The sequence below is a fragment of the Tardiphaga sp. 813_E8_N1_3 genome (assembly GCF_051811025.1).
Lineage (GTDB): Bacteria > Pseudomonadota > Alphaproteobacteria > Rhizobiales > Xanthobacteraceae > Tardiphaga.
Map to the genome: position 1 here is coordinate 4,025,369 of NZ_JBPWQE010000001.1, position 13,881 is coordinate 4,039,249.

The following is a 13,881-nucleotide window of genomic DNA, read 5'->3' on the forward strand; positions in this document are numbered from 1 at the left end:
TCGAAAATCCTCCCGGTGATTATGATGCGCGTTGCGCTTTTTGATTGTCGGCTGGTGGTCCGTCGGCGGTGGCGAAATGACAGGCGACCCGATGGCCTGGCTTGACGTCGCGCCAGGCCGGGACTTCTTTCGCGCAACGCGGTTGCACCGACGGGCAGCGCGTGCGGAAGCGGCAACCCGACGGCGGCGCCACGGGGCTCGGAATTTCGCCTTCGAGAATGATGCGGCGATCGACGCGCAGATGGGACGGCAAGGGGACGGGCTCAGCCGAGAGCAGTGCTCGCGTATAAGGATGCAGCGGATGTTCGACGACGTCCTCGGCCGGGCCGAGCTCCATCAACTTGCCGAGATAGGTAACGGCAATGCGATCCGAAATATGCGAGACCACCGAGATATCGTGGGTGATGAACACATAGGTCAGGCCGAATTCGCGCTGCAGGTCGGCAAACAGGTTGAGCACGTCGCCGCGAATGGAGACGTCGAGCGCTGCGACCACTTCGTCACAGACGATGACCTTCGGTCGCAGCGTCAGCACGCGCGCGATGTTGACGCGCTGTTTCTGGCCCCCGGACAGCTGGTGCGGATAACGATCGGCCGCCTCGGCTGCGAGGCCGACACGCTCCAGTACCTCGATGCCGCGGTGGCGGCGCGAGGCGTGATCGCCCTCACCCATGATTTCCAGCGGCTCGACCACGCTATCGATGATGGTCATGCGCGGGTTCAGCGCGGCATTCGGATCCTGGAAGATGATCTGGTAATCGCGGCGATGCTTGCGAAACGCGCTTGTTCCGAGGGCAGCCGGATCGGTCCCATCATGCAGGATCTGGCCATGACTCGGCGGCAGCAGCGACACCAGCGCACGGCCAAGCGTGGTCTTGCCCGAGCCAGACTCTCCGATGATGCCGAAGGTCTCGCCAGCGCGGACCTCGAAATCCATGCCGTCGATCGCCTTGACGGTGTCGCGGCCATCGCGGGTCGGAAACAGGATCCGTAAGTCACGCACCGCGAGAATGCCGCTGTCCCGATTGTGGTTCCGCATACCTGACATCAATTCACCGCCCCCGGCAGCACGAGTTCGGGAGCACGCCAGCAGCGCGCGGCACGGCCATTCCCGATCTCGACCATCGGCTGGTTCTGTGCGCAGCCCGCAACGGCGTGGCTGCAGCGCGCGCGGAAGCGGCAGCCAGCGGGCATCGCGCTCGGCGATGGAACACGGCCGGGGATCGAGGCCAACACGCCGCGGCGCTTGCTCAGGCCAGGCAGCGAGCGCAGCAGTCCTGACGTATAGGGATGACGCGGCCGCGTCAGCACGTCGTCCACCGGCGCGTCCTCGACGACCTCGCCCGCATACATGGTGATCATGCGGGTGCAGGTTTCGGCGACGACGCCAAGATCATGGGTAATGAAGATCAATGCCGTGCCGGTACGCTCGCTCAACGAACGCAAGAGATCGGTGATCTGCGCCTGCACGGTCACATCGAGCGCCGTGGTGGGCTCGTCGGCCACAAGCAGCTTCGGCTTGCAGATCAATGCCATCGCGATCATCACGCGCTGACGCATGCCGCCCGAGAGTTGATGCGGATATTCGTCGCAGCGCCGCTCCGGCGCGGGAATGCCGACTTCACGCAGCGCCACAATCGCTCGTTCGCGCCCCTCCGCGCGACTGACTGGAAAATGGACGCGATAGGCTTCGCTGATCTGGTCGCCGACCGTAAAGACAGGATCGAGCGCGCTCATAGGCTCCTGGAAAATCATCGCGATCTCACGACCGCGCACGGCGCGCATGCGTCGCGGCGACAGCGTGGCCAGGTTGGTTCCGTTGAACAGGATATCGCCCTGGATTCGCGCCGATTGCGGCGAAAGCAGCCGCAACAATGAGAGCCCCGTGACCGTCTTGCCGCAGCCGCTTTCACCGACCAGACCGACGCGCTCGCCCGGCGCGATGGTGAAGTTCACATTGCGGGTGATCGGCAGAGCGCCTTTCGCAGTCACGAAAGACAGCGATAGATCGCGTACTTCCAGCAGCGGCTGCGGCGAAACGCCCGCGTCGGGCACTCCGGCAACGCGTGCTGCCGTAGGAGCGGAGATGTCGATCGCGCCTGTCATCGCGCTTCGCCAGCCGGAGCACGACCCATGACGCCGCGCGTCATCCACTGCTGCAGGGTTTGCCGGTGCCGCGCTTGCACATACGGATGAAAGCCGCAGACGCGTGTCTGTTGGGGTGTTGTCAGTCGGACATGCGCCGACGCGAACAGAGCCGCCATGTTCACCTCCCTTGCCATCCCTGTTCTGCAGATCCTGCACCGGGACGTTCCATCGCGATCCGGCTTGAGCCGGTATGTATTGAAGCGACAGTAACCCAATGAAGGGGCATCGACTGTCAATTGTCAACAATTGACTTCTACGGTAGACAGGACCGTATGACGCGGCAAGCGCGCATCGACAGGAGGCGGCCATGGCAGCGACACTTCGCAGGCCATTCAATGATAACCAGCACGACGTCGAACGGAGATTTGCGCCGCGCACGATCCCCGACCAGGTTGCGGAGGAACTCGGTGCCGAGATCGTCTCCGGTCGCCGCAAAGCGGGCGAGCGCCTTGTCGAACTCGACCTGGCGCGCGATTTCGGCGTCAGCCGTGGCCCAATCCGTGAAGCGATCCGCATTCTCGAGCGCCGGCGCCTGGTCGACATCTTTCCGCGGCGCGGCGCCTATATCAGGCCGCTGTCACTCAAATCGGTGGCTGACCTGTTTAATGTCCGCACCGCACTGTCGATGCTGGCAGTGCGCACCATGGCGACCACGCCGGTCGAAAGCTTCATCGACACATTGGCGCGCCGCTGCGACGAGTTGAGAGTCGCAGTCGAGATCGATGATCCAATGGCTTTCGCACACACCACGACGCGCGCGGTAAAGACCATTGCGCGCGGCTCGGGCAACGAACTGCTCGTCGAACTGCTCACCGACCTTGCCAATCAAACCGTATGGGAAACCATATGGAAGACGCCGCTGGACTATCAGACCCGCGACATCCGCCGACTCAGCGCCGACCTGATGGCGTCGACATTGAAGGCGATCCGGCAGCGCAAGCCGAATGCCGCTGTCACACATCTCGGTCAGCTTCTGGAAAGTGATCGCGACCGCGCCTTGTCCACCCTATCGCGCATTCGCGGAGAGACATTCGACCTGAGTGCGCTAACACATAGCGATGGGCACGATATTATGCCGGCGGACATTGCGCCCGCTCCGCGCGGGTGAAATTCGAAGGGACGGCGGGCTCAGACGGTAGCGACTCGCAGTTCATCAAGCCAAAAAGGTAAGACGCACACAGAGCGTGTCGCACCAGCCTCAACTCGATAGAGATGTACGGGGATTGAGATGGCGCAAAAGGCTGGCCTTTTCAGATATACACTCGCGGAAAATTTTGTCCGTCGGCTTCAACAGGAGCCCGGCATGGAGACTGTTTCCGAGATTAGTATTTCCGCAGAAGCATCGAAGAGCTGGTGAATGGTTGGCGGGCTGGCTCTCGTTTTCATCGTCGCGATCACATTCCTTCTCATTCGCTGCCACGCTCGCTTTGGCGAGAAACTTGCTCAGTGGTGAGCAATGTCATCCCTCCGCATTGATGCCCCCATCAATCCGCGCAAGGTTTTCGTGACTGTTCATTACCCATAACGCGGCACCCTTCTCTCAGCATCAACCTGAGCGAATCGGCGGCGACATCATGGACCGGCATGAAGGACGCGAGCTGTTGCTCGCAGATACGATAGCATTCCTGCAGCAGGCGATCGGAGAAGGACTGGTGCTCGCCGTCAAGCTGAAGGCGCCGGTTTCGCTGGAGATCGTCGCCGCGGCCAGGTATTTGCGGGGATATCACGAGGGACCGAGGCCGAAGCAGATCGAAGAGCTGCGCAAGGAGCTCCGTACTGTCGTCGAGGTGTTCGGCAAGATGCAGTCCGCCCTACGTCGCAGGCAACTGAGTGACGATCAGATTGCTACCGACTGCACAACTGGCAACGACCAGCCGACAATGATGAAGGCCGCCTGACGGCCCAATTCGCTGCTCTTGCTGGTCCGCTGAACCCGAACCGCGCTATCTGCGACTAATCGGCATGCCATATGCCCTGACACGCGCCTGGACGAGATTGATGGACTGGATCGAGAATGCCGTCCATTTCGTGGACTGGCTGACAGACGACCCATCCCCGACCAACAAGTTTCTGGACGAGCCTGGTATCAACGCACGGCCCGGGGCCGACAAACGCCCGCCTCACTAACGCCGACGTCGTGCGGGCTTCAGTTGGCCGAGACCGATCGTCGGCCACGAGGGCCGCGCCAGCTCGCAGGCGCATAGGGAAGCGCCGTGTATGACGATGAGCGCCTCACCGCTGCGGCGCTACGCGACACGCGGTTCTTCGGCGCAAACATCCATCCGATCAGGCCAAGCGTCGTTTTGCACGTCGCCGCGGGCGTCGACGCTGCCATCGATGTCGCCTTCAGTCCAAATTGTCTGGGCATTCAAACCTCCATCCCGGGATTCCGATTACGCCAAAAGGGCGTCCCGAATCCCAGCCGAGTTTGAATTTATACACGGCGAATCTTGTGGCGCACTTGCGCTGCATCAAGTCACCAATCAGTGCAGAACAGCGTGCACCATCTGCTCATCAAACGGCCGCGCGGCCATCTGCGCACGCAGCTCGGCCAGTTCGGTCTCGAGTTGCTGATTGACGAGAATGAGTGCCGCCACGGTACCGCGTGTGTCACCGTGACAGGCGGCGATGAGATCGTCGACTTCCGCGTCTAGCTTGGTCATTGAAAAAATCTCCTGCCACGCTTTCGGTTGCCTTCAATAATCGGCTAAGCGTTGCATCAATATTAAACGATACCGGAGTCCTCGGCGTCATCGCCACCGTGCATGAATACCGGTTAAGGGCGCCTTTCCGGGCTCAAAGAATCCACAGGCGACTTTCTGCGATCGGTTTCAGCGATCCGCTTCAATCACCGCGCTGCAACCGCGCGTTGATCGCAAAATCACCTGTTTCTGATTAGTCATAGTCCGTCAAAGCGGCTACCGCCGTCAGGCCGATCACGATGCAAATTCAAGGACATGCCAATGATGAACGATGGTCGCCCATTCGGGCTTTATATCGATGGCCGGTTTCAACCAGCCTCGACCGGCCGCACCATCAGGATCGAGAACCCGAAGGACCGCAGCCATCTGGCGGATGTCGCCGAAGGTGACGAGAAGGATGTCGATCTGGCCATCGACGCCGCCGAACACGCTGGCAAGCGCTGGGCGGCGACACCGGGCGCGGTGCGCGGCGACATCATGCATCGGGCCGGCGAATTGCTGGCCAAGAAACTCCCCGAACTGGTGACCATCGAGATCGATCAGATCGGCCGCGCCCGCCGCGAGATGAGCGCGCAACTTGGCCGGCTGCCGGAATGGTTTCGCTATTTCGGCGCGCTGGCGCGCACCCATGAGGACACCGTCCCGCCCTTCGGCGGCAACTTCCTGAACTATACCCGCCGTGTCCCGCTGGGCGTCGTCGGCCATGTGACGCCATGGAATCATCCGCTCCTGATCCTCACCAAGAAGATCGCGCCGTCGATGGCAGCCGGCAATACGATGGTGGTGAAGCCGAGCGAACTGGCACCGATCACGCCTCTGCTGCTGGGCGACATCTTCAAGGAAGCCGGCGTGCCCGACGGCGTCTATAATGTCGTGCCCGGCTATGGCGCCACCGCCGGCAAGGCGCTGACCACCAGCAAACGCATCAAGAAGATCGACCTCACGGGCGGCACCGAGACCGGCAAGATGGTGGCATCGCTGGCCGGCGCCAACCTCACCAAGGTGGCGGCCGAGCTCGGCGGCAAAGCCGCGGTCATCCTGTTCGACGATACGCCCATCGAGCGCGGCGTCGCGGCTGCCCTGTTCGCGTCCTTCATCGCAACCGGTCAGACCTGCGTGCAGGGTGCTCGGCTACTGGTGCAACGCTCCGTGCATGACGCCGTCGTCGCCGAACTGGTGAAGCGCACCAATGCGATCCGGATCGGCGATCCGCAAGACATGGCGACGCAGATGGGCCCCCTCGTCTCGGCCAAACAGCGCGAACTCACCGAGCGCTACGTCAAAATCGGTCTGGAAGAAGGCGCGACGCTTGCCGCCGGTGGCAAGCGCCCGGATGGCAAGCTGTTCGAGAACGGCTACTATCACCAGCCGACCATTTTCACGAATGTGACCAGCAATATGCGGATCGCACAGGAAGAGATCTTCGGGCCGGTGGTCGTCGTGATCCCGTTCGACACCGAAGAGGAAGCGATCGCGCTGTCCAACGGCACCGAATTCGGTTTGGCCACCTCGATCTGGACCCGCGACGTCACCCGCGCCCACCGTGTGGCGCATCAGCTCGAAAGCGGCATCGTCTGGATCAACGACCACCACCGCATCGATCCCTGCTCGCCATGGGGCGGCTTCAAGATGAGCGGCATCGGCCGCGAGAACGGCATCGTCGCCTATGAGGAATACACCCAGATACAGAACGTGATCGTCAATCTGTCGGATGATCCGTTCGACTGGTATGCCGATGACGGTCAGGAGAAGCGGTATAGCTGACGCAGCCGGCACGAAGCGGCTGACCTTCTTTTGAGTTCAAGCACCCGGCAGTGAGCTCCCTCTCCCCGGCGGTGAGGGATGCCACACTCCAGCAGAGTGCCCCCTCACCCGGCGCTACGCGCCGACCTCTCCCCGGTGGGGAGAGGTGACCGAGCACGTCATTGGCTTCCGCTTTTTTATCAACGCCTAACCAAATCCCGCCACCGCATGCGGCACATACGGCGCTTCAAGGGCAGAAATCTCCTCACTCGTCAGCTTCAACGACAGCGCCGCCACCGCATCGGTCAGATGCGCCGGCTTCGACGCGCCGATGATCGGCGACGTGATCCCCTTCTTCTGCAACAGCCAGGCCATCGCGACCTGCGCCTGCGGTACTCCGCGCGCCTTGGCGACCGCGGCCACCTGCTCGACGATCTTGCGATCGGAAGCCTCGGACTGCACATAGAGCGTCTTGCCGAATTCATCACTCTGCTGGCGCTCGCTCACCTCATCCCACGCGCGCGTCAGGCGTCCGCGCGCCAGCGGGCTCCACGGCATCACGGCGATCTTCTGATCGGCGCAGAGCGGCAGCATCTCGCGCTCTTCCTCGCGGTTCAGCAGATTGACGTGGTTCTGCATGCTGACGAACTCGGTCCAGCCGTTTAGGCGCGACGTATAGAGCGCCTTGGAGAATTGCCACGCATACATGCTGGACGCACCGATATAGCGGACCTTGCCGGCTTTCACGACGTCGTGCAGCGCCTCCAACGTCTCCTCGATGGGCGTGTTCTTGTCGAGGCGATGGATCTGGTAGAGATCAATATAATCGGTGCCGAGCCGGCGCAGGCTATGATCGATCTCGGTCATGATCGCCTTGCGCGACAGGCCCATGCCATTCGGCCCCGGCCGCATGCGATTGAACACTTTGGTCGCCAGCACCACGTCATCGCGTCGTGTGAAATCCTTCAGCGCGCGGCCGACGATTTCCTCCGACGTGCCATCCGAATAGACATTCGCCGTGTCGAAAAAATTGATGCCGAGCTCGATGGCCTGCTTGATCAGCGGCCGGCTCTTTTCCTCGTCGAGCGTCCAGGCATGCGCGCCGCGATCGGAGATGCCATAGGTCATGCACCCCAGACACAGACGCGAGACATCCAGGCCGGTGTTTCCAAATTTGACATAGTCCACGGCGTTTCTCCCTTGTGGTTCTATTTTCTTTTCACGAAGTCTGCGAAGGCATCGGCGTAATCGGATGCCAGCGCGACAATGCCGGACGGTTCTCGACCACATCGCCGATTGCCCACAACATGCGGCGCTCGTCCAGCGCGCACGGTACGTCGTTGTCCGGGCAGAGGATGTAGAAGTCGCCGGCGTCGAGCCGTTGCATCATGAAGTCCACGGTCTGTTCGGCTGTCCACGCTGCATCCGGCTTCTCGCTACGACCGCCAGCCGCGAGCGGCGTGAAGACAAAGCCGGGGATCAGCAGATGCGCGGAGACCTGACATCCCTCGGTGTTGCGCAGCTCGTGCGCCAGCGCTTCGGTATAGGCCTTTACACCCGCCTTGGAGACATTGTAGGCGGGATTGCCGGGCGGCGTTGTGATGCCCTGCTTCGAGCCGGTGTTGATGATCAGGCCCAGCCGCTTGCGCGCGATCATACCCGCTCCAAAGGCCTGGCAGCCATTGACGATGCCCCACAGATTGACGCCGATAAGCCGCTCCCAATTGTCGCGCGGGCCGAGCGCCGAGGTCGGCACCTGGATGCCGGCATTGTTCATCAACACGTCGCAGCCACCAAAGCGGGCCTGCACATCTACGGCAAGCCGGGTCATCGCGCTGATGTCGCTGACATCGGCGGCGGCCGTCATCACATTGTCGCCCCTACCTTTCGCAGCACCAGCGATCTGGGCGGCAGCCTTGGCGAGACGATCCTCGCCGAGATCGACGATACAGATGCGCATGCCCAGCCGCGCGTAACTCATCGCCGCGGCGAGACCAATGCCCGAGGCGCCTCCCGTGATGACGGCAACAGAACCGGCGGACAGAGCGGCGTGGGACATGGTGCACTCCAGCAATTCGGAATTTTAGAAGGCGTCCAACGGATCGGACATGATCCGGACAAATGAACATGGCGCTCTCAATATCACGCACGACACTAATCCGCATTCACGACACCGCGAACAAATTCACGATCATGAATTGGTCGCGAAGATCACCCATGCAGAAGGCCGCGGGTTCCCTGCCTTTACCCGCTTCGTGAAAACGATATATTTCGCGCGCTACAACGACACTTCAATCAAACGTCCGGGAGGATCACAATGGGCTTGATGCAGCCAATCTCCGCCACCGCGCACCCCTACGCGAACGGCTCCTACAAGCAGATGCTGATCGACGGAAAATGGGTCGATGCGAAGTCGGGCAAGAAGTTCGAGACGCATAACCCCGCTACCGGTGAGCTGCTGGCCACCGTTGCCGAAGGCGACGCCGGGGATATCGATCTCGCCGTTGCTGCTGCGCGCCGCGCCTTCGAAGGCCCGTGGAGCAAGGCCAAACCCTATGAGCGTCAGGCGCTGCTGCTGAAATTCGCCGATCTCGTCGAGAAGCATTTCGATGAACTCGCTTTGCTCGATACGCTCGATATGGGCGCGCCTGTGATGCGCACCTTCGCGGGCAAACAGCGCATCCTCGGCATGCTGCGCTTCTATGCCGGCCAGGCCACACTGATCTATGGCGAGACCATCGAGAACTCACTGCCCGGCGAGATCTTCTCCTATACGCTGAAGGAGCCGGTCGGCGTCGTCGGCGCGATCATTCCGTGGAACTCGCCGCTGTCAGCCAGCGTGTGGAAGATTGGCCCTGCGATCGCCACCGGCTGCACCATCGTGCTGAAGCCGGCGGAAGAAGCGCCGCTGACCTCGCTGCGTCTTGGTGAACTTGCACTGGAGGCCGGCTTCCCCGCTGGCGTCATCAATGTGGTGCCCGGCTATGGTGAAACCGCCGGCGCAGCCCTCGCCTCACATCAGGATGTCAACAAGGTCGCCTTTACCGGCTCGCACTTCACCGGCCAGTCAATCATCCGCGCCTCGGCGGGTAATCTCAAGCGCGTCTCGCTGGAGCTCGGCGGCAAGTCGCCGAACATCGTGTTCGCCGATGCCGATCTTGATGCGGCCGTGCCGGGTGCTGCGATGGCGGTGTTCGCGAATTCCGGCCAGATCTGCAGCGCAGGCACCCGTCTGTTCGTCGAAAAGAAGATCTATGACGAATTCGTCGGCAAGGTCGCCGAATTCGCCAAGAAGCTGAAGGTCGGCAACGGCGTCGATCCGAGCATCCAGCTCGGACCGCTGGTCTCCAAGGAACAGCTCGACCGCGTCACCGGCTATCTGACGACCGGTGCCGGCGAAGGCGCCAAGGCACTGTCGGGTGGCGGCCGCTTGACCGACGGCGACCTCGCCAAGGGTTTCTTCGTGCAGCCCACCGTGTTCGCCAACGTCCAGGACAACATGAAGATCGCGCAGGAAGAGATCTTCGGACCGGTCATCTCTGCAATCTCGTTCACCGACATGGACGAATTGGTGCAGCGTGCCAACAATACGACCTTCGGTCTCGGCAGCGGCGTCTGGACCAAGGATGTCAGCAAGGCGCATCGCCTCGCCAAGTCCCTGCAGGCCGGCTCTGTCTGGATCAATTGCTATCAGGCGATGGACCCCGCCGTTCCGTTCGGCGGTTACAAGATGAGTGGCTATGGCCGCGAGTCCGGCGTCCACCACATCGACGAATATCTCAACATCAAGGCAGTCTGGATCAATACATGATCCTTGGGATCAACACCTGATCCACGCGACCTGAAACACGAAAGGCGCGAGGCAATCAGCCCCGCGCCTTTTTATTTGGTCCGATCAGTCGAGCCGCTCAGGCCAGCTCGGCTGCTGCCCTCTGCATGTTCACCGACATATCGGCGGTCACCGTGCTCTGCTCTTCGACCGCTGCTGCGGTCGAGTTGACGAACTCGTTCACCTCTTCGATGGCGCTCTTGATCGCACCAAGCGCGCTGACCACGTCGCCGCTGACGCCGTTGAGTCCATCGATCTCGGAAGTGATCTTGTCGGTCGCCTGCTTCGCCTGATTGGCAAGGTTTTTCACTTCCGATGCCACGACAGCAAAGCCGCGGCCGGCTTCGCCGGCGCGGGCGGATTCGATTGTCGCGTTGAGCGCGAGCAGATTGATCTGGCTGGTGATGTTACCGATCAGCTCAACAATACCACCCATGGCCTGCGCGGCGTCATTCAGCCGCTGCGCCTGCGCATCAGCCGCCTGAACGCGTTCGGCAGCACCGGTCGCCGTCAGGCGTGACTTGACCATGGTCTCCGAAATCTCCCGGATCGACGCGCTCATCTCCTCGCTGCCCGAGGCTACGGAATCGATAAGCGCACGGGCTCGCGCCGCCTTCATGCGACCCATCGCGAGCGCCGTGGTATCGGTCGCATATTTCACCACCTTGAACGGCTTGCCGTTGAGATCGAGAATCGGATTGTACGAGGCCTGAATCCAGATCTCGCGACCGCCCTTGCCGATCCGCCTGTATTCGGCAGCCTGATACTGGCCCTGGTTAAGCTTCGCCCAGAAGTCCGCATAGGCGGCACTGCTTCGCTCCGCAGGGTCAACGAACATGCTGTGATGCCGACCCGCGATCTCATTCAGCGCATAGCCAACGGCATCGAGGAAATTCTGATTGGCCTTGACGATGGTGCCGTCCATGCGGAATTCGATCACCGCCTGCGACTTTTCGATCGCCTCGATTTGCCCGTCGCTATCAGAGGACTTCAATTTCTGCTTGGTGACGTCGGTCGCGAATTTTACGATCTTGAAAGGCTTGCCGCGTTCATCGAGGATCGGGTTGTAAGTAGCCAGGATCCAGACCTCCTTGCCCCCCTTCCCGATACGCTTATAAGCCGCCGCCTGATAGTCACCGCGATTGAGGCTGTCCCAGAACGCGCGGTAGGCGGCCCCGTCACGCTCGGCGGCCTCGACGAACATGCTGTGATGCTTGCCCTGAATTTCGGGAAGCGCGTAGCCGACCACACTGAGAAAATTGTCGTTCGCCGTGATAATCGTGCCGTCCATGTTGAACTCGATCACCGCCTGCGCGCGATCGATCGCAGCGATCTTGCCATCCGCCTCCATACTGCGGATTTTCTCGGCGGTAATGTCGGTTGCAAACTTGATGACGCCGGTGGGTTTACCGCTTTTATCCAGCACCGGATTGTAGGACGCCTGGATCCAGATCTCCCTGCCGCCTTTGCCGATACGTCGATACTGAGCCGCCTGAAATTCACCTTTGCCGAGCCTCGCCCAGAATTCGCGGTAGGCGGCACTGTCACGCACCGCGGGTTCCACGAACATGCTGTGATGCTTGCCACAAATTTCGCCGAGCGAGTAATCCAGCGTGGTCAGAAAGTTCTCGTTGGCCGTAACGATCGTGCCATCGAGCTTGAATTCGATTACCGCCTGCGAGCGGCTGATGGCATCAGCCTGCGCCTGGGCAGATTGATGTGACTTACGTTCAAGGAAATGAAGCAATATGGCCCCCCGGCCCGTGGTCAACCAATGCGTCGCCGCGAAACCCGCCGCGACGCAACCGTTGGTATATTGCTACGTCACCGTTACCAATTGGTGAGCCGGTATGCTTTCGTTTCTGATCGGTCCATCCATTTTGCTGATGTACCCTTAGGCCACCGTCGACGATCCATACTGATCCCGCAGCTTGCGCTTGAAGATCTTGCCGGTCGATTCACGCGGCAGCGCATCATGGAAGTGGATTTCCTTTGGCACTTTGAAGTTGGCGAGCTTCTGCTTAAGCCAGGCTTGGATCTCTGGCACCGCGAGCGTCACGCCGCTTTCGAGTTCCACGCAGCCAACCAGCCGCTCGCCGAACTCGTCGTCGGGCACGCCGAACACCGCGCAATCACGCACGCCGTCCATACCGATTAGCGCATTCTCGATCTCGGCAGGATAAATATTCACACCGCCAGAGATGACCATGTCGCGTTTGCGATCGCACATGAAGAGATAGCCATCCTCGTCAAGATAGCCGACGTCGCCCACGCTAATCAGGCCCTCACGACCGGCTTCCGCCCGTGCGTCGGGGCGGCCCTGATAGTTGAAATCCGGTACCGAGGTCTGCCGCATGAAGATTTCACCGGGCACATTGACCGGACATTCCTTGCCATCGGCGTCGAAGATCTTGACCACACCGCCCTCGATGGTGCGGCCGACCGTGCCCGGCTTCCTCAGAGCTTCCTCCGACGAATGCCAGATCGGCACGCCGGTCTCGGTGGAACCGAGATATTCGTTGATGACCGGTCCCCACCACTTGATCATCGCCTGCTTCACATGGATCGGGCATGGTGCCGCGCCATGGATGATGAAACGCAACGATGACAGATCGTAGCGCGACTTCACTTCGTCCGGCAGCCGCAGCAGCCGCACGAACATGGTCGGCACCATATGCATGTTGGTGATGCGGTGTTTCTCGGTCAGTTGCAGCAGATCTTCGGGATCGAAGCGCGGTTCGAGAACGATCGTGCTGCCATGGCGGAATGCCATCAGCCCGTAGGAACTCGGCGCCGAGTGATACATTGGCCCGTTCATCAGGATGATCTGATTCTCGTTCGGCTTCAGTCCATAGGCGATGCCGCCGACGCGCTCGGATGCCGCGGCCTGTTCGGGCGTCATCGGCGCGCGCGTGACGCCCTTCGGACGACCGGTCGTGCCCGACGTATAGAACATGGTCAGCGCGCGCTTCGGCACATTGTCCATCGGCGCGTATTGGTCGCGCCACGCATCGAAGTCGGTATGACCGGCGGGCACCTGCGTGGCGGCTTCGCTAACGTCATAAGCCGTTGCGATTTCCGGCGGTGTGCGGACGACCAGAATCGGCAATCCCTTCGGCAGGCTTTCCGCGATCTGCGGCAGCAGGTCAGCGTGGCAGACCAGCAGCTTCGCGCCGCTGTCAGCAAGAATATAGCTGACCTCCTCACCTTTGAGGTGCCAGTTGATCGGCACCACGCGCGCCCCCAACGCACCCGCGCCGAACGCCGTTTCGAACAGGGCGAAATCATTACGGAGCATCATGCCGACGGGTGCATCGGGCCCTGCCCCGAGGCTCTTGAAGCCGGTCGCCACCTTGGCGATGCGCTCCATGATGTCCGGATAGCTGATCGCACGATCACCGCTGATAATCATAGTCCGCCCTTGCTCTGTTCTTGAATCGATCGAAGCCGTTGCCGGCC

Annotated in this window: 12 protein-coding genes and 1 pseudogene; 5 read left to right on the plus strand and 8 right to left on the minus strand. The window is 61.2% G+C overall.

Annotated elements, in window-relative coordinates; translation table 11 throughout:
- Positions 1-19 precede the first annotated feature (19 nt).
- Both AB8A33_RS19015 and AB8A33_RS19020 read right to left on the minus strand, forming a co-directional pair.
- The gene (locus AB8A33_RS19015) at positions 20-1,039 is read right to left on the minus strand and encodes an ABC transporter ATP-binding protein (protein WP_439094147.1); all 1,020 of its coding nucleotides are present in this window, start codon (positions 1,037-1,039) and stop codon (positions 20-22) included.
- A gap of 8 nt (positions 1,040-1,047) precedes the next feature.
- The gene (locus tag AB8A33_RS19020; protein WP_439094148.1) at positions 1,048-2,106 is read right to left on the minus strand and encodes an ABC transporter ATP-binding protein; all 1,059 of its coding nucleotides are present in this window, start codon (positions 2,104-2,106) and stop codon (positions 1,048-1,050) included.
- A 349-nt stretch (positions 2,107-2,455) separates the two neighbouring features.
- On the opposite strand from AB8A33_RS19020, the gene AB8A33_RS19025 reads away from it, so the two are divergent.
- Both AB8A33_RS19025 and AB8A33_RS19030 read left to right on the plus strand, forming a co-directional pair.
- A complete protein-coding gene (locus tag AB8A33_RS19025; protein ID WP_439094149.1) occupies positions 2,456-3,256 on the plus strand; it encodes a GntR family transcriptional regulator in 801 nt (266 codons plus the stop codon).
- Positions 3,257-3,722: 466 nt separating this feature from the next.
- Positions 3,723-4,046, plus strand: coding sequence for a hypothetical protein (locus AB8A33_RS19030; RefSeq protein WP_439094150.1), 324 nt, complete (start codon positions 3,723-3,725; stop codon positions 4,044-4,046).
- Between the two features lie 248 nt (positions 4,047-4,294).
- On the opposite strand, the gene AB8A33_RS19035 is transcribed toward AB8A33_RS19030, so the two are convergent.
- Positions 4,295-4,516: a hypothetical protein gene (locus AB8A33_RS19035; RefSeq protein ID WP_439094151.1), complete on the minus strand. Its 222-nt coding sequence runs from the start codon at positions 4,514-4,516 to the stop codon at positions 4,295-4,297.
- A gap of 115 nt (positions 4,517-4,631) precedes the next feature.
- On the minus strand, positions 4,632-4,811 hold the full coding sequence (locus tag AB8A33_RS19040; RefSeq protein ID WP_093761044.1) for a hypothetical protein: 180 nt from the start codon (positions 4,809-4,811) through the stop codon (positions 4,632-4,634).
- Between the two features lie 303 nt (positions 4,812-5,114).
- Between AB8A33_RS19040 and AB8A33_RS19045 the strand changes: the two genes are divergently transcribed.
- Positions 5,115-6,614: an aldehyde dehydrogenase gene (locus tag AB8A33_RS19045; protein ID WP_439094152.1), complete on the plus strand. Its 1,500-nt coding sequence runs from the start codon at positions 5,115-5,117 to the stop codon at positions 6,612-6,614.
- Positions 6,615-6,800: 186 nt separating this feature from the next.
- Here the strand turns inward: AB8A33_RS19045 and AB8A33_RS19050 are convergent, their stop codons facing one another.
- Together AB8A33_RS19050 and AB8A33_RS19055 are read right to left on the minus strand one after the other, a co-directional pair.
- Positions 6,801-7,781, minus strand: coding sequence for an aldo/keto reductase (locus AB8A33_RS19050; RefSeq protein WP_439094153.1), 981 nt, complete (start codon positions 7,779-7,781; stop codon positions 6,801-6,803).
- 20 nt (positions 7,782-7,801) lie between these two features.
- Positions 7,802-8,652 (minus strand): annotated as a pseudogene (locus AB8A33_RS19055) (SDR family NAD(P)-dependent oxidoreductase).
- Between the two features lie 49 nt (positions 8,653-8,701).
- Here AB8A33_RS19055 and AB8A33_RS19060 point away from each other — a divergent pair.
- Positions 8,702-8,920, plus strand: a complete 219-nt coding sequence (locus AB8A33_RS19060; protein ID WP_439094154.1) for a hypothetical protein — start codon at positions 8,702-8,704, stop codon at positions 8,918-8,920.
- Entirely contained in the window at positions 8,920-10,404 is a 1,485-nt protein-coding gene (locus tag AB8A33_RS19065) for an aldehyde dehydrogenase family protein (RefSeq protein ID WP_439095978.1), read from the plus strand. The genes AB8A33_RS19060 and AB8A33_RS19065 overlap by 1 nt, the downstream gene beginning before the upstream one ends.
- 97 nt (positions 10,405-10,501) lie before the next feature.
- Here AB8A33_RS19065 and AB8A33_RS19070 read toward each other — a convergent pair whose 3' ends face one another.
- Positions 10,502-12,169: a methyl-accepting chemotaxis protein gene (locus AB8A33_RS19070; protein WP_439094155.1), complete on the minus strand. Its 1,668-nt coding sequence runs from the start codon at positions 12,167-12,169 to the stop codon at positions 10,502-10,504.
- 147 nt (positions 12,170-12,316) lie between these two features.
- Positions 12,317-13,864: an acyl-CoA synthetase gene (locus AB8A33_RS19075; RefSeq protein ID WP_439095979.1), complete on the minus strand. Its 1,548-nt coding sequence runs from the start codon at positions 13,862-13,864 to the stop codon at positions 12,317-12,319.
- Positions 13,865-13,881: the final 17 nt, after the last annotated feature.